The sequence below is a fragment of the Cognatishimia sp. MH4019 genome (assembly GCF_020177595.1).
Taxonomy (GTDB): Bacteria; Pseudomonadota; Alphaproteobacteria; order Rhodobacterales; family Rhodobacteraceae; genus JAHTBL01.
In genome coordinates this window covers 24,149-44,007 of record NZ_JAHTBL010000013.1, presented here as the reverse complement: position 1 = coordinate 44,007, position 19,859 = coordinate 24,149, and the positions used below count along the sequence as shown (strand labels likewise).

Below are 19,859 nucleotides of genomic sequence, written 5' to 3'. Positions count from 1 at the left end.
CAAGGCTACGAAGGCCAGCCAGGCTGCGCAACGGGCCTTCGCAAAATGGATCGCATTTTCGCGATCAGATCGGTTGACAGCCAAACGCGGCTTGCTTATGTCCGCTGCGTTATCACTCGGAGTAGCTGAGTGCTAACATTGGGAGAAACTTTGAGCCAAGGAGCTGCAAAGATGGCATTGAAACCGCTTCATGACCGCGTGCTGGTACGCCGCACGGAAAGCGACGAGAAAACTGCTGGCGGACTTATCATCCCCGAAAGCGCGAAAGAGAAGCCCGCCGAGGGCGAAGTGATCGCATGTGGTGACGGCGCCCGCAAGGACAGCGGCGAGCTGATTGAGATGGCTGTCAAAGAGGGTGACAAGATCCTGTTTGGCAAGTGGTCCGGCACCGAAGTCACAGTCGACGGCGAAGAGCTGTTGATGATGAAGGAAAGCGACATTCTGGGCATCATCGCCTGATCTCGCCCTTTTCAAACGAAACAATCTGACATTCAGGAGCGCTAAACATGGCTGCTAAAGACGTCAAATTCGACACGGATGCCCGCAATAAGATGCTGAAAGGCGTCAACATTCTGGCTGACGCTGTCAAAGTCACGCTGGGCCCCAAAGGCCGCAACGTGGTTCTCGACAAATCCTTCGGTGCCCCGCGCATCACAAAAGACGGTGTATCTGTCGCCAAAGAGATCGAGCTTGAGGACAAGTTCGAGAACATGGGCGCGCAGATGGTCAAAGAAGTGGCCAGCCGCACCAATGACGAAGCCGGCGACGGCACGACCACTGCGACGGTTCTGGCGCAGTCCATCGTCAAAGAAGGCATGAAATCGGTTGCCGCTGGCATGAACCCGATGGACCTCAAGCGCGGTATTGATCTGGCGACGACCAAAGTGGTCGAGGCCATCAAAGGTGCCGCACGCGAAGTCAAGGACTCTGACGAGGTTGCACAGGTCGGCACGATTTCTGCCAATGGTGAAGTTGAAATCGGTCGTCAGATCGCAGATGCGATGCAGAAGGTCGGCAACGAGGGTGTCATCACTGTCGAGGAAAACAAAGGCCTCGAGACTGAGACCGACGTTGTCGAAGGGATGCAGTTCGACCGCGGTTACCTGTCGCCTTACTTCGTGACGAACCCCGACAAGATGATCGCAGACCTTGAGGACTGCATGATCCTGCTGCACGAGAAGAAACTGTCTTCGCTGCAGCCGATGGTTCCGCTGCTCGAGTCGGTGATCCAGTCTCAAAAGCCGCTGTTGATCATCGCAGAAGACGTCGAAGGCGAGGCTCTGGCCACGCTGGTCGTCAACAAGCTGCGCGGCGGTCTGAAAATCGCGGCTGTCAAAGCACCGGGCTTCGGCGATCGCCGCAAAGCCATGCTGCAGGATATCGCGATCCTGACCGGTGGTCAGGTCATCTCGGAAGATCTGGGCATGAAGCTTGAGTCCGTCACGATGGACATGCTGGGCAACGCCAAGAAAGTCTCGATCACCAAGGACGAAACCACGATCGTGGACGGCTCCGGTGAGAAGGCCGAGATCGAAGCCCGCGTTGGCCAGATCCGTCAGCAGATCGAGGAAACAACCTCGGACTACGACCGCGAGAAGCTGCAAGAGCGTGTGGCCAAACTGGCTGGCGGTGTTGCTGTCATCCGCGTTGGCGGCATGACCGAAGTGGAAGTCAAAGAGCGTAAAGACCGCGTTGACGATGCGCTGAACGCAACCCGTGCTGCTGTGCAGGAAGGTGTTGTTGTCGGCGGCGGTGTTGCTCTGGTTCAGGGCGGCAAAGCGCTGGAAGGTCTGAGCGCCGACAATTCCGATCAGGAAGCTGGCATCGCCATCGTGCGCCGCGCGCTGGAAGCGCCGCTGCGTCAGATTGCTGAGAATGCCGGTGTCGACGGTGCCGTTGTTGCGGGCAAAATCCGCGAGAGCGACGACCTGACCTTCGGCTTCAACGCACAGACCGAAGAATATGGCGACATGTTCAAGTTCGGCGTGATCGACCCTGCAAAGGTCGTGCGCACGGCACTTGAGGATGCAGCCTCCATCGCCGGTCTGCTGATCACGACGGAAGCCATGGTTGCCGACAAGCCCGCCAAAGAAGGCGCGCCTGCTGGTGGCGGCATGCCCGACATGGGCGGCATGGGCGGCATGATGTAAGCAAGTCGATCCGTCAGGATCGACGTCGCCCGATAGGTTTTTGCCACAGGCAAAATACCGAAAGGGAAAGTCGCTTTAAATTAGTAAGGGGCCGCATTCACTGTGGCCCCTTCGCTTTTTGGCCCCCCGCCTGACATGCCTTCGGCGAGAATATTTCGACAAAGGTGAAGCAAGCCGATATGCGCAGATGATGCGCTTGTTCTTACTCGTCTGTCTGGTGATGATCGCCTTTGCGTCCAACTCGGTCCTGAACCGTCTGGCCTTGGTCGACGCAGGGATGGGACCGGCCAGCTTTGCCGCGATCCGGATGCTTTCAGGCGCGCTTGCATTGGCCGCTTTGGTGGCGATGCGAACCCGGCCTGCCAACTGGTCTTTGCGTCCCGCAGGGGCTGCGAGCCTTCTGATCTACATAATCGGCTTTTCCTTCGCTTATGTGACGCTGGATGCAGGCGTGGGCGCGCTGATCCTCTTTGGGGGCGTGCAGGTCACCATGTTCGCCGGAGCGCTGATCGCGCGGGAACAGATTTCGCCCCAGCGCTGGGCCGGAGCGGCCATCGCCTTTGCTGGGTTGATCTACCTGATGTGGCCCGGCGGAACGGCGGCCCCGGCGCTTTCGGGCGTCGCATTAATGACGCTGGGGGCACTCGGCTGGGGGCTTTATTCGCTGGTGGGGCGCGGTGCGTCGGACCCGCTGCAAGACACCGCGATGAACTTTATATATGCCACGCCCCCCGTGCTGGCCATCGCGCTGGTGTTGCAAGACACGATCAACTGGCCGGGAACCGTGCTGGCCATCGTGGCAGGCGCGCTGACCTCGGGGTTGGGTTATGCGCTGTGGTATCTGGTGCTGCCGCGTATCGCATCCACAACCGCGGCGCTGGCCCAACTGACGGTGCCAATCATCGCGCTATCCGGCGGCATCCTCTTCCTGTCAGAGGAGCTGACGCTTCGCTTTGCCCTCGCCACAGCGCTGGTTTTGGGCGGTATCGGGTTGTCCCTGATCCGCCGCTGAGCAGCGCCCAATCTTGCGTCATCCCCAATTTCGTCCACAACTTATTGCGGGTGTCACCAAAATATAGCTTTACAGGTCACCCTCTTTGCTCGCACGATATATGGTATGGAAGGCAGGCAAAGCACCCTTCCATAGAGCAGGCACCAAGCCGTTGGGCCGCTGCCAGGCCCAGCAGCTAAAGCAAAAAGCGAGGCGCGCCATGGCATTGACCGAGCAGTATCTGGAAACAGAAGACCTTCACCCCATCGACATCGTCGAGCATATCGCAGAGCACCACGATTGGGATTTCGACCGCGTGGCCGATGATCAGATCGCAATGGCCGTCGAAGGCCAGTGGCGCACCTATTCGATCACGCTGGCCTGGTCCGGCTATGACGAAACGCTGCGGCTGATCTGCACCTTCGAGATGGAGCCGCCCGAGGACAAGCTGCCTCAGCTATACGAAATCCTCAACAAAACCAATGATATGTGCTGGGCAGGTGCCTTCACCTACTGGAATGAACAAAAGCTGATGGTCTATCGCTACGGCCTCGTTCTGACCGGTGGGCAAGACGCCTCGGCCGAGCAGATCGACACGCTGATCAACGCCGCCGTGCTTTCGGCAGAGCGATTCTACCCGGCGTTCCAGCTGGTCAGCTGGGCTGATCAAACGCCTGAGCAGGCATTGCAGGTTGCCATTGCCGAGGCTTACGGACGAGCCTAAGTTTCCTCCCGACGCCAGTGCGTCCCTTTCAAGCGATTGATGGGGCGCATTGGTGCGTGTGACCGCAGGAGGACCATCCATGACACTCGATGATTTGGCCACCCGGGGGCTGGTGCTTCTGGGCTGTGGAAAGATGGGCTCTGCCATGTTGGAGGGCTGGCTGAAAGGCGGTCTGCCGCCCGCGTCGGTTTGGGTCACGGACCCGCAACCATCCGAGTGGGTGCGTGCACAAGGCGTTCATATCAATGAAGATTTACCTTCCGACCCGGCGATCGTGCTGGTCGCGGTGAAGCCGCAGATGATGGGGGATGCGCTGCCGTCGATCCAGGCCTTGGGCAATGGCACGACGTTGTTCGTGTCGGTCGCCGCAGGCACAACGATTGCTCATTTTGAAAGCGTCTTGGGTGCGCAAACCCCTATCGTGCGCGCAATGCCCAATACACCCGCAGCGGTGGGCAAAGGCATCACTGCGCTGATCGGCAACGCCCATGCGAGCGACGCGCAATTGGCGCTGGCCGAAGAGTTGTTGCAAGCCGTGGGGCAAACCGTCCGGCTGGAGAGCGAGGCGCAGATGGATGCGGTGACCGGCGTCTCCGGCTCTGGCCCGGCCTATGTTTTTCACCTGATTGAAACGCTCGCGAAGGCGGGCGAAGCGCAAGGGTTGGCCCCCGAGTTGGCCATGACGCTGGCCAAAGCCACAGTGGCGGGGGCCGGGGCCTTGGCCGAAACAGCTGTCGAAGATCCCACGCAGTTGCGCGTCAACGTCACCAGCCCCAATGGCACCACGCAAGCAGCGTTGGAGGTTTTGATGAACGAAACCAATGGCTTCCCGCCCTTGTTGAAAGAGGCAGTCGCCGCGGCAACGCACCGCTCGAAGGAGCTCTCCAATGGCTGAGATCAGTTTCGATGATTTCCTGAAAGTTGATATTCGCGTTGGCCAGATCACCCGCGCCGAACCTTATCCCGAAGCACGCAAACCGGCGATCAAACTTTGGGTCGATCTGGGGCCGGACATGGGCGAGAAGAAAAGCTCGGCCCAGATCACGGCACACTACACGCCAGACGAACTGCTGGGCAAACGCGTGCTTGCGGTGGTGAATTTTCCACCTCGCCAGATCGGCAAATTCATGAGCGAAGTTCTGGTCTTAGGTGTGCCCGACGCCGACGGTGAAGTGGTCTTGCTGACCCCTGATAAAGACGTGCCTATCGGCGGAAGGATGTATTGATGACCCGTGTTCTGATCACAAGAAAGCTGCCCGATACAGTGCAGGATGCTGCGCGCGAAACCATGGAGGTGACGGTGCGCGATGACACGTTGCCGATGTCGCCCGATGAGGTGACCAACGCCTTGCAGAACTACGATGCCGTGCTGCCGACGCTAGGCGATGCGTTTTCGGCTGCGGCGTTTGATCTGGTGCCGGAGCCACGCTGCAAGCTGCTCGCCAATTTCGGGGTCGGCTATAACCATATCGACGCAGAGGCCGCGCGCGCGGCGGGTGTTGCGGTGACAAACACACCCGGCGCGGTCACGGATGCGACAGCCGATATCGCCATGACGTTGATGCTGATGGTCACTCGACGCGCCAGTGAGGGTGAGCGGATGGTGCGGGCCGGAAAATGGGAGGGCTGGCACCCGACGCAGATGCTGGGGCTGCACATGACGGGTAAAACCGTGGGCATCGTCGGTATGGGCCGGATCGGACAGGCTATCGCCAAGCGCTGCCATTACGGCTTTGATATGAAAGTGGTTTTCTTTAACCGCTCCCCTAAAAAAGTGGGTGAGCATGCAACGCAGCTTGCAGATCTGCGCGCTGTGATGGAGGCGTCGGATGTCGTCGTTGTGGCCGTGCCGGGCGGTGCGGAAACGCGTCACATGATCGACAGTGCGGCCTTGTCCGCGATGAAGCCAACCGCCTTTCTGGTCAATATCGCACGCGGGGATGTGGTGGATGAAGCGGCTTTGATCGCATCATTGCAAACGGGCGTCATCGCAGGGGCGGGTCTGGATGTTTACGAGAACGAACCAGACGTGCCGGACGCGCTGAAAGCGTTGGAAAATACGGTCTTATTGCCGCATCTTGGCACCGCTGCTTTGGAAGTTCGTGAGGCGATGGGGCTGATGGCGGTGGACAATTTGCGTGCATTTTTCGCAGGAGAATCCCTGCCGAATGCCGTCTAGAAATCGCCCATGGCCTCGCGCCAATGGCGTCTACACAGGCTGACATAACGCTCGTTTCCGCCGATCTGAACTTGCGCACCGTCGGTCAAAACGCGGCCCTGATCGTCCTGCCGGACGACCATCGTGGCTTTCTTTCCGCAATGGCAAATCGTGCGGACTTCGCGCATCTCATCTGCCAGTGCCAGCAGCGCAGCAGAGCCTGGAAAGAGCTTGCCTTGGAAGTCGACGCGCAGGCCGTAGCACATTACGGGCACGCCCAGATCATCGACTGCGCGGGCCAGTTGCCAGACCTGATCGGCGCTTAGAAACTGGGATTCGTCGATGAAGACACAGGCGCAAGGCCCACCCACAAGTCGTTGATCTATCTTGGAAAAAAGATCGTCAGACGGGCCAAACGTATCGGCTTCAATCCCGATCCCGATGCGCGATGCAATCCGCCCGTCGCCTGCGCGATTGTCAAACTGCGCTGTCAGCAAATAGGTCTGCATCCCGCGCTCGATATAGTTGTGGGAGGCTTGGAGCAGAACGGTGGATTTACCCGCATTCATGGTGGAGTAGTTGAAGTAAAGTTTGGCCATGACCTTGAGTAGCCAAGCGTCTGGATGGCTGCAAGGCGGGTTCGGCGGTGGGCTCCTCTAACACTGTAAGACGCTGGATCAACGAGCGGTTACCCACTGGGGAATTGATCCGGCTGCACCATCAAACAAGAGGAGCCCACCGCTGTTCCGGCTTACACCGGTCCTTGGATCCCACGTCCTAGGTGCGGTGGACCCAAACCAAGCCGATGCTGGGGACATCGGAACTGGTAATCGCCCCATTTGGAGACGCTTTATAAATGACAAACCCTTACCAACCTATTAATGGGAAAGGCAGCAAGAGTTTCCCCATAACGAAAGGTTATTCAGGAACTGGGATGGGTATTGGTAATTATCTGAAAAAGCACACCGAGGCTTTGGTTAAAGATGTCGGCATCGAACCGGCTTGCACGCTGACGGGCAAGTCGAAGGCGACGCTGGGTCGGTATTATTCCGACAATCCAGAGCATGCCGACAGGTTCATGCCGATCGACGCGGTCGCCGCCTTGGAAGAAGCGGCACGGTTTCCCCATGTGACCAGCGCGCTTGCGGATCTTAAAGGGATCACGTTGAGCTATGACCAAGATCGCAAGAATTCGGACGGGGGTGGCGTGAACTCGGACGTGGTGGCCTTGTCACAACGGTTTGCGATGTTGATGGCCGAATATAACCAATCCATCGAGGATGGTGTGATCACGGTGAACGAGGCAAAGCGGCTGTTGCGCGAAACCTCTGCCTTGCAGCATGTCTTGCTTGAGATGAAGCTACACCTTGAAGAAGAAGCGGGTTAGGGCTGTTTAGCAGCCAAACCTTAATTTTCGGTTAGCCAACCCTCTGTAAAATCACTGATCCTACGGAATAACCTGCCCCAAACGAGCAGATCAGCCCGGTATCGCCGTCCTCCATGTCGTTGGAATATTTGGCAAAAGCGATGATCGAGCCCGCCGATGAGGTGTTGGCATAGTCCTGCAGGATATTGGGCTGTTCATGTGGCTCGGGCGTGCGGCCAAGGACTTTCTTTCCGATGAAATCGTTCATCGTCTTGTTGGCCTGATGCAGCCAAAGCCTTTTAAGATCAGAGGCCTGGACATTTTCATCGACCATGTGATCGGCGATATGTTTGCTGACCATGGGCAGCACTTCCTTGAAGACCTTGCGCCCGTTTTGCATGAATTGCATATCGCGGCGATCCTCCATCTGCGCGTGAGAGCGGCGCAGGAAACCGTTATTGTTGCGGATGTTATTGGAGAACGCGGTGGCGCAACGGGTTGATTTAATGGCGAAATACGGGCCCGCGGCCTGATCAGCCCGCTCAAGCAGGACGGCTGTTGCGACATCGCCGAAGATAAAATGGCAGTCGCGATCCCGCCATTCCAGATGGGCGGAACAAATCTCGGGATTGACGACCAAAGCGCTGTTGATGCTGCCGGATTTGATCATGTCGGCGGCGGCCTGAATGCCGAAGGTGGCAGACGAACAGGCGACGTTCATATCAAAGCCAAACCCCTGAATTCCAAGGAGTTCCTGGATCTCGATCGCGATGGCGGGGTAGGCGCGTTCGTGGTTGGAAGCCGCACACAGAACGGTATCCACGTCAGCTGCGGTTTTTCCCGCCATATCAAGGGCTTGCTGGCAGGCTTTGACGCCCATCTCGGCCATGAGCGAAGGCGCATCGTCAGGCCGCGGCGTAAAGAGCGGGTGCATCGTGCCAGGGTCAAGAATGCCGTCCTTGTCGATCACATGGCGCTGTTCGATACCGGAGGCTGACGTGATGAAGTCGGAAGAGGAATGGGCCTTGGCCTCAACCTCTCCAGCCTCGATTTGTACAGCGTTTTCAGTGTTGTACCGGTCAACATAGGCGTTGAAGGCAACGACAAGCTCGTCATTTGTGATGATGTTCTCAGGGGTGAAAACGCCGCTTCCGGTGATCGCTGGCTGGTGCATGTCGGCCTCGTGCATAGGGTTGCAAGAGAGGACCGTATGGGGGCCAAAAGGTCAAGCGGGACGCGGCGTATGGTTTCGGTATGGTTCGGGTATGGCTTGCGTATGGCATCTGTACGTACGCAGCGGCAGGCTGATCTTAACCTTTTCTTACGAATCTTCGGGCAAACTTGCAGGAGACTGACCATGGCCCGTGACCCCAAGGAGATGACCAAGGCTGAGCGCGTGAAAGCAAGCCTGATGAGTGATGCATTTGCGATGATCGAACGCGACGTGCTGGCAGCCGTTGTGCTTGAGAACGGATTGCCGGATGCATGGCATGAGGTTGCGACGCAGCCCTGTCATGAGAAATCCAAGGTGACGATCCGGCTGGACAGCGACGTCGTGAAATTTTTCAGAGCGATGGGGCCGGGCTACCAGACGAAAATGAACCGGCTGCTGCGCGCGTGGATGGATGGGCGGCTGGCTAAAGTGATTAAAGGGCCGGATGCCACCGATATCGTGTTGCGCCCGGATATCGTGGCGCAGGAGGCACGCCGCGGCATTCCGTGGGGCCAGATGGCGGATCAGGTTGAGCGGATGCGGCTTGAGGCAGAGCAGGCAGCGTATCAAGAGCTGACGGATGAAGATGTTGCCGAGGATGAAGCCTATGCTCCGGAGCTGCGCGCGGCGGCGAAGAGGCGGATCAAGGCGCGTAAGAAGGCTGCGGGCCTCTGAATGCGCTTGCCTTTGCGGGCATGGGTGCCGGCGGCGCCGGCATCTTGGGAAAGATCGAGGAGCCGCCATGCCGAGGGTCAAGCATTGGTGCGGCGATACGATATTGACGGCTGTGCAGCCCGCTAGGGAGGGACGCAAAAAGGAAGCGAGCGGAGCCGCCTTTTAGCGTCTTCGTGTATGTCTGCAGGCAGGGTGTTCGGTTGGCGCTGGCACGGAACCGTGTGCTTAAGAACTATGCTTCCTGCAATGCCACGACCCCGACCTCGCCTTCGACCCGCGCTTTCATTGCGAGTGCGGCGGCGTGGCTGGCAGCAGCCGTCGTGAAATAAGGGATCTTGTCCATCAAGGCGACGTTGCGGATGTCGCGGCTGTCGGCGATGGCCATGGCACCCTCGGTCGTGTTCATCACGAGGCTGACTTTACCGTCTTTGAGCTGGTCAACGACGTTGGGTTTGCCCTCATAGACCTTCTTGACCACTTCAACCTCAAGCCCTTGATCGGTAAGCCATTTCGCGGTGCCGGAGGTGGCGATAAGGGTGTGGCCGAGCGCTGTGAGCGTTTGGGCGGCTTCCAGCATGTCGGGCGTCTTGTCGTCATCGCGGATGGACAGGAAGACTTTGCCTTTGCCGTCCTTGGGCAAATCGGTGCCCGCGCCCATTTGCGCCTTGAGGAAGGCGCGGTGGAAGTTGGCGTCTGAGCCCATAACTTCGCCGGTGGAGCGCATTTCGGGGCCCAAAATCGTATCGACACCGGGGAAGCGGGCGAAGGGGAGGACGGCTTCTTTGACGGCGTAGGTGTCGATCTCGGGGTCGACGAGGTCGAAGTTGCTGAGTGGCTCGCCTGCCATGACGCGGGCAGCGATGGTGGCGATCGGGCTGTTCACGGCTTTGGCCACGAAGGGGACCGTGCGGGAGGCGCGGGGGTTAACCTCGATTAAGAAGATTTCACCATCTTTGACGGCGTATTGGACGTTCATCAGGCCGACTACATTTAGGGCCAGGGCTAGGGCCTCGGTCTGGCGACGCAGTTCGGTGATGATGTCGGCGGGCAGCGAATAGGGCGGCAGGGAGCAGGCGCTGTCACCGGAGTGGACGCCCGCCTCTTCGATGTGCTGCATGATGCCTGCGACATGGACCTGAGTGCCGTCTGAGATCGCATCGACGTCGATTTCAACAGCGCCGGAGAGGTAGCTGTCGAGCAGGACGGGGCTGTCGCCGGAGACGACAACGGCCTCGTTGATATAGCGTTCCAGCTGGGCGTCGTCGCGGACGATTTCCATGGCGCGGCCGCCAAGTACGTAGGAGGGGCGGATGACCAGCGGGTAGCCCACTTCGGTGGCGATCTTCATGGCTTCCATGCCGGAGGAGGCGATGCCGTTTTTCGGCTGTTTCAGGTCAAGGCGTTCGACAAGCGCTTGGAAACGCTCACGATCTTCGGCCAGATCAATCGCGTCGGGCGTGGTGCCAAGGATCGGTATGCCTTCGGCTTCGAGCGCGTTGGCGAGCTTCAGGGGCGTCTGACCGCCGAACTGGACGATGACGCCGTGGAGCGTGCCATTTTCCTGCTCGACCCGCAGGATTTCCATGACGTGCTCGAAGGTGAGCGGCTCGAAATAGAGGCGGTCTGAGGTGTCGTAATCGGTGGAAACCGTCTCGGGGTTGCAGTTGACCATGATGGTTTCATAGCCCGCGTCAGTGAGTGCGTAGCAGGCGTGGCAGCAGCAGTAATCGAACTCGATCCCTTGGCCAATGCGGTTGGGGCCACCGCCGAGGATAACGACTTTTTTGCGGTCGCTGGGGCGGGCTTCGCATTCCACGTCGCCCATCACCGGGGTCTCGTAGGTGGAGTACATATAGGGGGTCTGCGCTTCGAATTCGGCGGCGCAGGTGTCGATGCGTTTGAAGACGGCGGTGACACCAAGGTTAACGCGGGCGCGGCGGACATTGTCTTCGTCGCGGCCTGTGAGCGTGGCGAGGCGGGCGTCGGTGAAGCCCATCATTTTGAGCGCGCGCAGGTCGCTGGCGTTGGTGGGCAGGCCGTTTTTGCGGATGGTGGCTTCGGTGTCGATAATCTCGCGGATGCGGGCGAGGAACCACGGGTCGAACATGGTGACGGCGTGGATTTCGTCGTCGGTCAGGCCATGGCGCATGGCTTGGGCGATGGTCCGCAGGCGGTCGGGGGTCTGCTGGCTGATCGCTTTGATGACGGCGGCTTTGGCGGTGGGGTCGAGTTCTTTGCCCCGCGTCCCGGCCGCCGAGCCGGGGCCTTTGGCGTCGAGGTCCCGGGTCGTGCCCGGGACGGGGAGATCGGGGATGGCGATTTCGTCAAAACCGGTGAGGTCGGTTTCCATCGAGGCGAGCGCTTTTTGCAAGCTCTCGTGGATTGTGCGGCCGATGGACATGGCCTCGCCCACGGATTTCATCGCGGTGGTCAGGTATGGCTGCGAGCCCGGGAATTTCTCGAACGCGAAGCGGGGGATTTTGGTGACGACGTAGTCGATTGTGGGCTCAAATGAGGCAGGCGTGACGCCGGTGATGTCGTTGTCCAGCTCGTCGAGCGTGTAGCCCACGGCCAGCTTCGCCGCGATTTTCGCGATGGGGAAACCGGTGGCCTTGGAGGCCAGCGCGGAGGAGCGGGAGACGCGCGGGTTCATCTCGATCACAACCATGCGCCCGTCGGCGGGATTGATCGCCCATTGCACGTTGGAGCCGCCGGTTTCGACGCCAATCTCGCGCAGCACGGCAATCGAGCCGTTGCGCATGATCTGGTATTCCTTGTCGGTCAGCGTCAGGGCGGGGGCGACGGTGATGCTGTCGCCGGTGTGCACGCCCATTGGGTCCACGTTTTCGATGGCGCAGACGATGATGGCGTTGTCGGCGCGGTCGCGGACGACCTCCATCTCGAACTCTTTCCAGCCGAGCAGGGATTCATCAATCAGGATCTGATTGACGGGGGAGGCATCGAGGCCGGTTTTGCAGAAATGCTCGTATTCGTCGCGGTTATAGGCGACGCCGCCGCCGGTGCCGCCTAGGGTGAAGGCGGGGCGAATGATGGCGGGCAGGCCGATATCTTCGAGGGCGGCCATGCATTCGTCCATCGTGTTGGCGATGGTGGCGCGGGGGTTCTCGAGGCCGAGGCGATCCATCGCTTCGCGGAAGAGCTTGCGGTCCTCGGCCATTTCAATGGCGTCGCGTTTGGCGCCGATCATTTCGACCCCGAATTTGTCGAGCACGCCCATTTCCTCAAGCGCGAGGGAGGTGTTCAAGCCGGTCTGGCCGCCCATCGTGGGCAGGAGCGCGTCGGGGCGCTCTTTCTCGATGATTTTGGCGACAATTTCGGGGGTGATGGGTTCGATATACGTGGCATCCGCCAGCCCGGGATCGGTCATGATCGTGGCGGGGTTGGAGTTGACGAGGATGACGCGGTAGCCTTCTTCGCGAAGCGCCTTGCAGGCTTGCGCGCCGGAATAGTCAAACTCGCAGGCTTGGCCGATCACGATGGGGCCGGCTCCGATAATCATAATGGATTTGATGTCGGTGCGTTTTGGCATGGTGGCCCCCAAATTTCCCGGCGCACTGGCAGGTGCGCGCAAATTGTCGTGGGTTATAGGGATTGCGCCGCCACACGCAAGGGCATGCGACCGCTAAAGATGTGAAAAGTCAGGTCTGGGGTGGGCCACGTCGAATGGCCAGCGCAAAGGCCGCCGCCATGATCAGCATTAAGATGAGTAGGACCACGCGGTAAGGTTCCAAAAGGCCGTCTTGGTCTTGAACAAACCCCGCAACGACTGAGAGTTGAGGGAGTGTGACTGTCGCTGTGCATATTGCGCCCCATTTTGGGCCCAAGCGGCTGATCAGGCAGGGTAGAAACGCAAAGCTGGCGAGGTAGTGATAATTCCAAGCCAAGGGACTGCTGACGCTGAGCAATATCAAAACGAGCGGCCAGACAAGCGGATCATCTGGATTGCGGCGCATAACCATGGCACAGGCCGCGAATGCGCATAGCGCCAAGCCAGTGCTTAGAGCGGCCATTGCAGGTGGTTTTGGCGCGGCAAGAGCGACCTTTAAGGGATATTCTCCAACGACAGCCAGATATGAAGGGATCGTGGTATGGGAGAAGAAAAGGTTACCGATCATACCGTCGAACGTGATGTTGAGCCACAAGATCAGATAGGTCTGACGTATATCTCCTAGAAGGGACAGGAAGGTTTCATGAAGCGGCCAACCCATTGTCACAACCGAGATGGCAGCAAGGAGGCTTCCGACGAAGGCAAAAGCGATGACGGCGCGCCATTGGCCTTGGAAAAGCCAAAGCACGGCATAGAGCAGCGGTAGCCCTTTTATCGAGGCTGCGAGCGCCATTAAGGCTCCGCCAACGAAAGCACGCCTAGCGATTGTCCGCTCTATCGCAATAAGCACGAGGAGGGAGAGCAGGATTTGGGGTTGATTGTTACCTATCGCCTGTCGCCCGGCAGAGGTGAAGGCGAAGATGGCGAGAACAATTGCAAGATGGAGCCAGAGAGGGATCGTGCGATCGCCTATGCGCCATGCGAGCCACGCGATCCCAACGAGTGCCAGAGTGTTCACCACCAAGAAAACCGAAACTGCGGTCTGCAAATTGGTCGTTTTTGGCAGCACTTGTGCGATCCACGCCCAGAGAGGGGGGTAGATGAATGGGTAAATTGCGCCATCGGCGCCCTCTTCAAGCAACTGTGCGTTCCAGCTTTCCGGGCTTTGCAGAGCGAAAAGACCGTTGGTTTGAGGGTAGATTTGGTCAAATTGCCCGCTGGCGACAGATCGACCGGCCATCCAGATGGCGTTGAAGTCCAGCGAAGGAACAGACAGGCCGCCACTTAGCACGTAAGCCGCGAAAATGGCGCAGATAATCAGCGCTCTGCTGGTGTCAGAGGACATGGTCATGCTCGATCTTGTTTTGGTAAGCCTAGGACGTCCTTGAAGCCGCTCCAAGGACTATACGCGCTCCGCGGAAAAAGCGTGGCGCGCCGTGTCCTCCCAGCCATGTGTCAACTTGTCATTACTTGATCTGTGTCAACTTTAATTGACAAAAAATATGTCACGCTCTCGCAAAAGGCTGCAGGGAGTCGACCTATGCGTATTCTGTTTGTTCATCCGAATTATCGCTCTGGCGGGGCGGAGATTGCGGGGAGTTGGCCTCCGGCTTGGGTGGCGTATCTGTCTGGCTCGCTGCGGGATGCAGGATTTGACGACATCCAATTCATTGATGCCATGACGAACGACATCTCGGACGAGGATTTGTCCGACATGATTGCCGAGGCCGCGCCGGATGTGGTGGGTGTGACCGCGATCACGCCGTCGATCTACAAGGCCGAGCGTATTCTGGAGATCGCCCAAGAGCGCGTGCCGAACGCAGTGCGTGTGATGGGCGGGGTGCATCCCACCTTCATGTATAAACAAGTGCTGTCGGAAGCCCCGTGGGTCGATGTGATCGTGCGCGGTGAGGGCGAAGAGATCGTCACCGAACTGATGCTGGCCATTGAGGACGGGCGCTGGCCTGCGGATCGGCGCAAGATCAAGGGCTTGGCGTTTGCCGAGGGTGACGAGATTGTTGCGACGCAGGCGGCCTCGACTGTGAAGGACTTGGACAGCATTAACCCCGATTGGTCCATTCTGGAGTGGGACAAATACATCTATATTCCGTTGAACACCAAAGTCGCGATCCCGAATATGGCGCGGGGCTGTCCGTTTACGTGTTCGTTCTGTTCGCAGTGGAAGTTCTGGCGCGATTACCGGGTGCGCAATCCTGTGAAGGTCGTCGATGAGATCGAAAAGCTGGTGAATGAGGAAGGTGTGGGCTTTTTCATCCTCGCCGACGAGGAACCCACGATTAACAAGAAGAAATTCGTGCAGTTTTGCGAGGAACTGATCGCGCGGGGCCTGCCGGACAAGGTGAAATGGGGCATCAACACGCGGGTGACGGATATCTACCGCGACCGCGATATGCTGAAGTTTTATCGCAAGGCGGGGCTGGTGCATGTGAGCCTTGGCACCGAGGCCGCAGCGCAGATGAAGCTGGATCAATTCAACAAGGAAACCAAGGTCGAAGAGAATAAGGAGGCGATCCGCCTGCTGCGCGAGGCCGATATTCTGGTGGAAGCGCAATTTATCGTGGGGCTGGACAACGAGACCCCCGAGACGCTGAACGAGACCTACAAGATGGCGTGGGATTGGCAGCCCGATCTGGCCAACTGGGCGATGTATACGCCGTGGCCGTTCACGCCTCTGTTCCAGGAACTCAGCGACAAGGTCGAGGTGTTCGACTTCAGCAAATACAACTTCGTGACGCCGATCATGAAGCCCAAAGCGATGGAGCGGGGTGAGTTGCTGGACGGTGTGATGAACAATTACCGGCGCTTTTATATGAAAAAGGCGCTGTTTCACTATCCGTGGAGGGGAACCGGCTTCAGGCGGCGCTATCTTTTGGGCTGCCTGAAGGCGTTTGCCAAAGCGGGCTTTGCGCGGACCTTCTATGATCTGGGCAAGGCGGGTTATTGGGGGCCTCAGTCCAAGGACAAGGTGGATTTCCACTTTGACGAGACGCGCACGATTGCCGAGGCGCAGATGGATGATTGGGACGCCTCTGCCGACAAGGCACGCCGCGCAGCAGAGCGGCGCGAGGTCATTCGCAAGCAAGGCAAAGAGCGCGCGTTGGAGCGTAACGCCGCCTTCAAGATGCCCAACGGCGCCGAGGTCAAAGCCTGTGGCGGCGGAACGGAGCAGTTGGAGGACGTCTGACATGGCCGATACGGCACAGCGTGCAGGGGGGATCGGGCTGATTGGCCCGAATGCAATTCTGCAGCTGGTTCCGGTCATTGAATTGGCGGGCGGTCGCGAGTTGCGCGATCAGATTTTTGCCGCAGCGGGTGTTTTTGAGATGCCTTCAGGCGATCACATGATCTCGGAAGCGCCAGCGGCGCGGGTGCATCAGGCGTTGCGCGCGCAGGTGCCGGATTTGGCGGCGGCTTTGGCGTGGGAAGCAGGCAAGCGCACGGCGGATTACATTCTGGCAAACCGTATTCCGTCCTTTGTGCAGACGCTGTTGAAAGCCCTTCCTTGGCGCGTGTCAGCACCGCTTTTGGCGCGTGCCATCGCCAAGAATGCCTGGACCTTTGCGGGATCGGGACAGTTCCGCGTGGTGACGCCTTACCGCTTTGAATTGGCCGATAACCCCATCGTCGCTGGCGAGCACTCGGACACGCCGCTTTGCCACTGGCATGCCGCGGTGTTCGAGCGGTTGTTTCAGGTGTTGGTGCATCCACATATGATCTGCCGCGAGACGCATTGCACGGCGCAAGGGGCCGAGGCGTGCGTGTTCGAGCTTTGTGTCGGTTAGGCGATCTGACGAGCCTGCGAGACCGGATCTTCGCTATATAGATAGTCGCGCGTCATGGGGACCGCGTCGATCTTTTTGGCCAGTTGAAATTGGTAAACGGCTTGTTGGCTCTCGCGAAATGACATCTCGCAGGCGGTCAGATAGTAGCGCCACATCCGGATAAAGGTCTGGTCATACATCTTAACAAGCTCATCTGCATTTGCCTCAAATCGCTCGCGCCAGGCTTTCAGCGTTTCGGCGTAATGCAGGCGCCAGATCTCGATATCGCTCTGCCAGAGACTGGAGGCTTCGAGCGGGCCAGCGATCTCGGATAAGGCCGGGACATGACCCCCTGGGAAGATGTATTTCATCATCCAGGGAGATTGGGTTTTGGGCGGTTGGCTGTAGCCGATGGTGTGGATCAGCGCGATGCCGTCATCGCTGAGCAGGCGGTCGATCTGGCCGAAGTACTCGGCATAGTGGGACGGGCCCACATGTTCAAACATGCCGACAGAGACGATACGATCATAAGGCCCATCAAGCGTGCGGTAGTCGCGCAATTCAAATTGGACACGATCTGCGAGACCTGCTTCCTGCGCGCGCTTTTGGGCTGTTCTGAGCTGGTTCTGCGACAGCGTCACGCCGGTCACCCGGGCACCATATTCCTGCGCGAGTGTCAGGGCCATGCCGCCCCATCCACAGCCGATATCAAGGACATGCACATCAGGCGTAAGGCGTAACTTATTGGCAATATGATGCTTTTTAGCCAGCTGCGCGTCCTCCAAAGACATGTCCGGGCGGGCGAAGTAGGCGCAGCTATACTGCATGTCTTCGTCGAGAAAGAGCCGGTAGAGGTCATCGGAGAGGTCGTAGTGATGCGCAACATTCTCGCGCGCTTTCATCGGCGTGTTGCGCAAGAGCCAGCGGCGGCAGGCGTGGCGGGTCCGTTCAAAGGCACGCACCCAGACAGGGAAGGCGCCATGGGGTTTGTTGCGCACAAGCAAGGTCAGAAAGTCGTAAAGGCGGTCATCTTTGATTGTGATCCGACCGTCCATATAGCCCTCGCCCAGAGACAGTTCAGGGCTTCTGCAGAGGGCCTTTACGATGCCGTCGTCACAGAACGTAATGTCGGCCGAAAGACCGGGCTTTCCGGCGTAGGTCGTGACCGTCCCATCGGGCCAGGTCACGGTGAGTTTTCCCTCGCGGATCATCCGCGAAAGCATGCGATCAATGATGGTCGTCCACATAGGGCCACCCTCCCATATTGCGCCTGTTCGAACCTGCCTTTCGTTAAGAACAGTTAACAGCCTACCTAAAACGCGGTGGTTTTCAATTCCCGTAGGCTGGATGTTGCCTTGACTTCCAGCGCGCGGACAGGTGTATCGGCGCAAACCGTTTTGATGCCCAAAGGGACCGCCATGCACGCCTATCGCAGCCATACTTGCGCCGATCTGAACAAATCCAATGTGGGCGACAACGTGCGCCTGTCGGGCTGGGTGCACCGGGTGCGCGATCATGGGGGGCTGTTGTTCATCGACCTGCGCGATCATTTCGGCATGACCCAAGTGCTGGCCGATCCTGATAGCCCGGTCTTTGCCGAGATCGAAAAGGTGCGCAGCGAATGGTGTATCCGCATCGACGGCACGGTGAAGGCGCGTGACGAGAGCTTGGTGAACGACAAGATCCCCACCGGCGAGATCGAGGTTTTCATCCGCGATATGGAAGTGCTGGGGGCCGCTGATGAGCTGCCACTGATGGTCTTTGGCGATCAGGAATACCCCGAGGAAACGCGCCTGCGCTATCGCTATCTGGACCTGCGCCGTGAGAAACTGCAGCGCAATATGACGATGCGGTCAGACGTTGTGGCCTCGATCCGCAAGCGGATGTGGGACAAGCAATTCCGCGAGTATCAGACGCCGATCATCACGGCCTCGTCGCCCGAAGGTGCGCGGGACTTTCTGGTGCCGTCGCGCCTGCATCCGGGCAAGTTTTATGCGCTTCCGCAGGCACCGCAGCAGTTCAAGCAGTTGCTGATGGTGTCGGGTTTTGACAAATATTTCCAGATTGCCCCGTGTTTCCGCGATGAAGACCCGCGTGCGGATCGCTCGCCCACGGATTTCTATCAGCTCGATATGGAGATGTCGTTTGTCACCCAGCAGGACGTGTTCGACACGATCCAGCCGGTGCTGCAGGGCGTGTTTGAAGAGTTCGGTGGCGGGCGCAAGGTCGATGCCGAGTGGCCGCAGATTTCCTATCGGGATGCAGCCCTTTGGTATGGCACCGATAAGCCGGACCTGCGCAACCCGATCAAAATGCAGGTCGTGAGCGAGCATTTTGCGGGTTCTGGATTCGCAATTTTCGCGAAACTGCTGGAGCAGGACGGGACGGAAATTCGCGCGATCCCTGCGCCGGGTGGTGGCTCGCGCAAGTTCTGTGATCGGATGAATGCCTTTGCGCAGAAGGAAGGGCTGCCCGGGATGGGGTATATCTTCTGGCGCGATCAGGGTGAGGGCATGGAAGCCGCCGGGCCGTTGGCGAAAAACATCGGGCCAGAGCGGACCGAAGCGATCCGTCAGCAACTGGGTCTGGATGTCGGCGATGCGGCGTTCTTCCTGGGCGGCAAGCCATCCGCGTTTGAAACGGTTGCCGGCAAGGCGCGCGTCGAGATTGGCAACGAACTAGGGTTAACAGAGCAGGATCGTTTTGCTTTTGCGTGGATCGTGGATTTCCCGATCTATGAGAAGGACGATGAGACGGGCCGCATTGATTTTGAGCATAACCCGTTTTCCATGCCGCAAGGCGGGATGGAGGCGCTGGAAGGCGATCCGCTGAAAGTGCTTGGATATCAATATGATCTGGCATGCAATGGCTACGAGTTGGTATCGGGTGCGATCCGGAACCACCGTCCTGAGATCATGTTCAAAGCGTTTGAGATTGCGGGCTATGACGAGGCGGAAGTGCGCAAACGCTTCGGCGGTATGGTTAACGCGTTCCAATATGGCGCGCCGCCCCATGGTGGCTGTGCGGCGGGGATCGACCGCATCGTGATGCTGCTGGCCGATGAGGCGAACATCCGTGAGGTGATCCTCTTCCCGATGAACCAGCGTGCGGAAGATCTGATGATGAATGCCCCCAATGAGCCGACGAATGAGCAACTGCGCGAGTTGTCGTTACGTGTGATCGAGCCGGACAGCTAAGGCGCGCCGCAGATAGGTCTTTTTGGAAAGGCGGG

17 protein-coding genes are annotated in these 19,859 nt (G+C 58.7%); 12 read left to right on the top strand and 5 right to left on the bottom strand.

Going from position 1 to position 19,859, the window contains the following annotated elements; translation table 11 throughout:
* The first annotated feature begins 171 nt into the window (after nucleotides 1-171).
* The 7 genes from KUW67_RS17390 to KUW67_RS17360 all read left to right on the top strand — a co-directional run bounded on the left by KUW67_RS17390 (nucleotide 172) and on the right by KUW67_RS17360 (nucleotide 6,044).
* Entirely contained in the window at nucleotides 172-459 is a 288-nt protein-coding gene (locus KUW67_RS17390) for a co-chaperone GroES (RefSeq protein WP_224826606.1), read from the top strand.
* A 47-nt stretch (nucleotides 460-506) separates the two neighbouring features.
* Nucleotides 507-2,150, top strand: a complete 1,644-nt coding sequence (gene groL, locus KUW67_RS17385; protein ID WP_224826605.1) for a chaperonin GroEL — start codon at nucleotides 507-509, stop codon at nucleotides 2,148-2,150.
* 190 nt (nucleotides 2,151-2,340) lie between these two features.
* Nucleotides 2,341-3,162 carry a DMT family transporter gene (locus KUW67_RS17380; protein WP_224826604.1) on the top strand — a complete coding sequence of 274 codons (822 nt, stop codon included), beginning with the start codon at nucleotides 2,341-2,343 and terminating at the stop codon, nucleotides 3,160-3,162.
* Nucleotides 3,163-3,361: 199 nt separating this feature from the next.
* Nucleotides 3,362-3,865 carry a YbjN domain-containing protein gene (locus tag KUW67_RS17375; RefSeq protein ID WP_224826603.1) on the top strand — a complete coding sequence of 168 codons (504 nt, stop codon included), beginning with the start codon at nucleotides 3,362-3,364 and terminating at the stop codon, nucleotides 3,863-3,865.
* Between the two features lie 79 nt (nucleotides 3,866-3,944).
* A complete protein-coding gene (proC, locus tag KUW67_RS17370; RefSeq protein WP_224826602.1) occupies nucleotides 3,945-4,760 on the top strand; it encodes a pyrroline-5-carboxylate reductase in 816 nt (271 codons plus the stop codon).
* Nucleotides 4,753-5,091 (top strand): tRNA-binding protein, encoded by a 339-nt coding sequence (locus KUW67_RS17365; protein ID WP_224826601.1) that lies wholly within the window; start codon nucleotides 4,753-4,755, stop codon nucleotides 5,089-5,091. Before proC ends, KUW67_RS17365 begins: the two co-directional genes overlap by 8 nt.
* The gene (locus KUW67_RS17360) at nucleotides 5,091-6,044 is read left to right on the top strand and encodes a D-glycerate dehydrogenase (protein WP_224826600.1); all 954 of its coding nucleotides are present in this window, start codon (nucleotides 5,091-5,093) and stop codon (nucleotides 6,042-6,044) included. The genes KUW67_RS17365 and KUW67_RS17360 overlap by 1 nt, the downstream gene beginning before the upstream one ends.
* Here KUW67_RS17360 and KUW67_RS17355 read toward each other — a convergent pair.
* Nucleotides 6,041-6,622, bottom strand: coding sequence for a thymidine kinase (locus KUW67_RS17355; protein ID WP_224826599.1), 582 nt, complete (start codon nucleotides 6,620-6,622; stop codon nucleotides 6,041-6,043). The two genes, KUW67_RS17360 and KUW67_RS17355, sit on opposite strands and share 4 nt — an antisense overlap.
* 335 nt (nucleotides 6,623-6,957) lie before the next feature.
* On the opposite strand from KUW67_RS17355, the gene KUW67_RS17350 reads away from it, so the two are divergent.
* Complete coding sequence (locus KUW67_RS17350) at nucleotides 6,958-7,410, top strand: hypothetical protein (protein WP_224826598.1); 453 nt, start codon at nucleotides 6,958-6,960, stop codon at nucleotides 7,408-7,410.
* A 31-nt stretch (nucleotides 7,411-7,441) separates the two neighbouring features.
* Here KUW67_RS17350 and KUW67_RS17345 read toward each other — a convergent pair whose 3' ends face one another.
* Complete coding sequence (locus KUW67_RS17345; RefSeq protein WP_224826597.1) at nucleotides 7,442-8,563, bottom strand: beta-ketoacyl-ACP synthase III; 1,122 nt, start codon at nucleotides 8,561-8,563, stop codon at nucleotides 7,442-7,444.
* A gap of 183 nt (nucleotides 8,564-8,746) precedes the next feature.
* Here KUW67_RS17345 and KUW67_RS17340 point away from each other — a divergent pair, with 183 nt between their 5' ends.
* Entirely contained in the window at nucleotides 8,747-9,277 is a 531-nt protein-coding gene (locus tag KUW67_RS17340) for a BrnA antitoxin family protein (protein WP_224826596.1), read from the top strand.
* A gap of 232 nt (nucleotides 9,278-9,509) precedes the next feature.
* Here the strand turns inward: KUW67_RS17340 and carB are convergent, their stop codons facing one another.
* Nucleotides 9,510-12,827 (bottom strand): carbamoyl-phosphate synthase large subunit, encoded by a 3,318-nt coding sequence (carB, locus tag KUW67_RS17335; RefSeq protein WP_224826595.1) that lies wholly within the window; start codon nucleotides 12,825-12,827, stop codon nucleotides 9,510-9,512.
* Between the two features lie 109 nt (nucleotides 12,828-12,936).
* Complete coding sequence (locus KUW67_RS17330) at nucleotides 12,937-14,196, bottom strand: glycosyltransferase family 87 protein (RefSeq protein ID WP_224826594.1); 1,260 nt, start codon at nucleotides 14,194-14,196, stop codon at nucleotides 12,937-12,939.
* A gap of 189 nt (nucleotides 14,197-14,385) precedes the next feature.
* Here KUW67_RS17330 and bchE point away from each other — a divergent pair, with 189 nt between their 5' ends.
* Together bchE and bchJ are read left to right on the top strand one after the other, a co-directional pair.
* Complete coding sequence (gene bchE, locus KUW67_RS17325) at nucleotides 14,386-16,050, top strand: magnesium-protoporphyrin IX monomethyl ester anaerobic oxidative cyclase (RefSeq protein WP_224826593.1); 1,665 nt, start codon at nucleotides 14,386-14,388, stop codon at nucleotides 16,048-16,050.
* A gap of 1 nt (nucleotide 16,051) precedes the next feature.
* Entirely contained in the window at nucleotides 16,052-16,648 is a 597-nt protein-coding gene (bchJ, locus tag KUW67_RS17320; RefSeq protein WP_224826592.1) for a bacteriochlorophyll 4-vinyl reductase, read from the top strand.
* On the opposite strand, the gene KUW67_RS17315 is transcribed toward bchJ, so the two are convergent.
* Complete coding sequence (locus KUW67_RS17315; protein WP_224826591.1) at nucleotides 16,645-17,874, bottom strand: cyclopropane-fatty-acyl-phospholipid synthase family protein; 1,230 nt, start codon at nucleotides 17,872-17,874, stop codon at nucleotides 16,645-16,647. The genes bchJ and KUW67_RS17315 overlap by 4 nt on opposite strands.
* 171 nt (nucleotides 17,875-18,045) lie before the next feature.
* On the opposite strand from KUW67_RS17315, the gene aspS reads away from it, so the two are divergent.
* Complete coding sequence (gene aspS, locus KUW67_RS17310) at nucleotides 18,046-19,824, top strand: aspartate--tRNA ligase (protein ID WP_224826620.1); 1,779 nt, start codon at nucleotides 18,046-18,048, stop codon at nucleotides 19,822-19,824.
* The last annotated feature ends 35 nt before the right edge of the window (nucleotides 19,825-19,859 follow it).

Coding starts and splice junctions, on each gene's coding strand:
- KUW67_RS17340 (WP_224826596.1), top strand. CDS start 8,747: ATGGCCCGTGACCCCAAGGAGATGACCAAGGCTGAGCGCGTGAAAGCA.
- bchJ (WP_224826592.1), top strand. CDS start 16,052: ATGGCCGATACGGCACAGCGTGCAGGGGGGATCGGGCTGATTGGCCCG.
- KUW67_RS17330 (WP_224826594.1), bottom strand. CDS start 14,196: ATGACCATGTCCTCTGACACCAGCAGAGCGCTGATTATCTGCGCCATT.
- KUW67_RS17375 (WP_224826603.1), top strand. CDS start 3,362: ATGGCATTGACCGAGCAGTATCTGGAAACAGAAGACCTTCACCCCATC.
- aspS (WP_224826620.1), top strand. CDS start 18,046: ATGCACGCCTATCGCAGCCATACTTGCGCCGATCTGAACAAATCCAAT.
- carB (WP_224826595.1), bottom strand. CDS start 12,827: ATGCCAAAACGCACCGACATCAAATCCATTATGATTATCGGAGCCGGC.
- KUW67_RS17350 (WP_224826598.1), top strand. CDS start 6,958: ATGGGTATTGGTAATTATCTGAAAAAGCACACCGAGGCTTTGGTTAAA.
- KUW67_RS17345 (WP_224826597.1), bottom strand. CDS start 8,563: ATGCACCAGCCAGCGATCACCGGAAGCGGCGTTTTCACCCCTGAGAAC.
- KUW67_RS17360 (WP_224826600.1), top strand. CDS start 5,091: ATGACCCGTGTTCTGATCACAAGAAAGCTGCCCGATACAGTGCAGGAT.
- groL (WP_224826605.1), top strand. CDS start 507: ATGGCTGCTAAAGACGTCAAATTCGACACGGATGCCCGCAATAAGATG.
- proC (WP_224826602.1), top strand. CDS start 3,945: ATGACACTCGATGATTTGGCCACCCGGGGGCTGGTGCTTCTGGGCTGT.
- KUW67_RS17355 (WP_224826599.1), bottom strand. CDS start 6,622: ATGGCCAAACTTTACTTCAACTACTCCACCATGAATGCGGGTAAATCC.
- KUW67_RS17315 (WP_224826591.1), bottom strand. CDS start 17,874: ATGTGGACGACCATCATTGATCGCATGCTTTCGCGGATGATCCGCGAG.
- bchE (WP_224826593.1), top strand. CDS start 14,386: ATGCGTATTCTGTTTGTTCATCCGAATTATCGCTCTGGCGGGGCGGAG.
- KUW67_RS17380 (WP_224826604.1), top strand. CDS start 2,341: ATGCGCTTGTTCTTACTCGTCTGTCTGGTGATGATCGCCTTTGCGTCC.
- KUW67_RS17365 (WP_224826601.1), top strand. CDS start 4,753: ATGGCTGAGATCAGTTTCGATGATTTCCTGAAAGTTGATATTCGCGTT.
- KUW67_RS17390 (WP_224826606.1), top strand. CDS start 172: ATGGCATTGAAACCGCTTCATGACCGCGTGCTGGTACGCCGCACGGAA.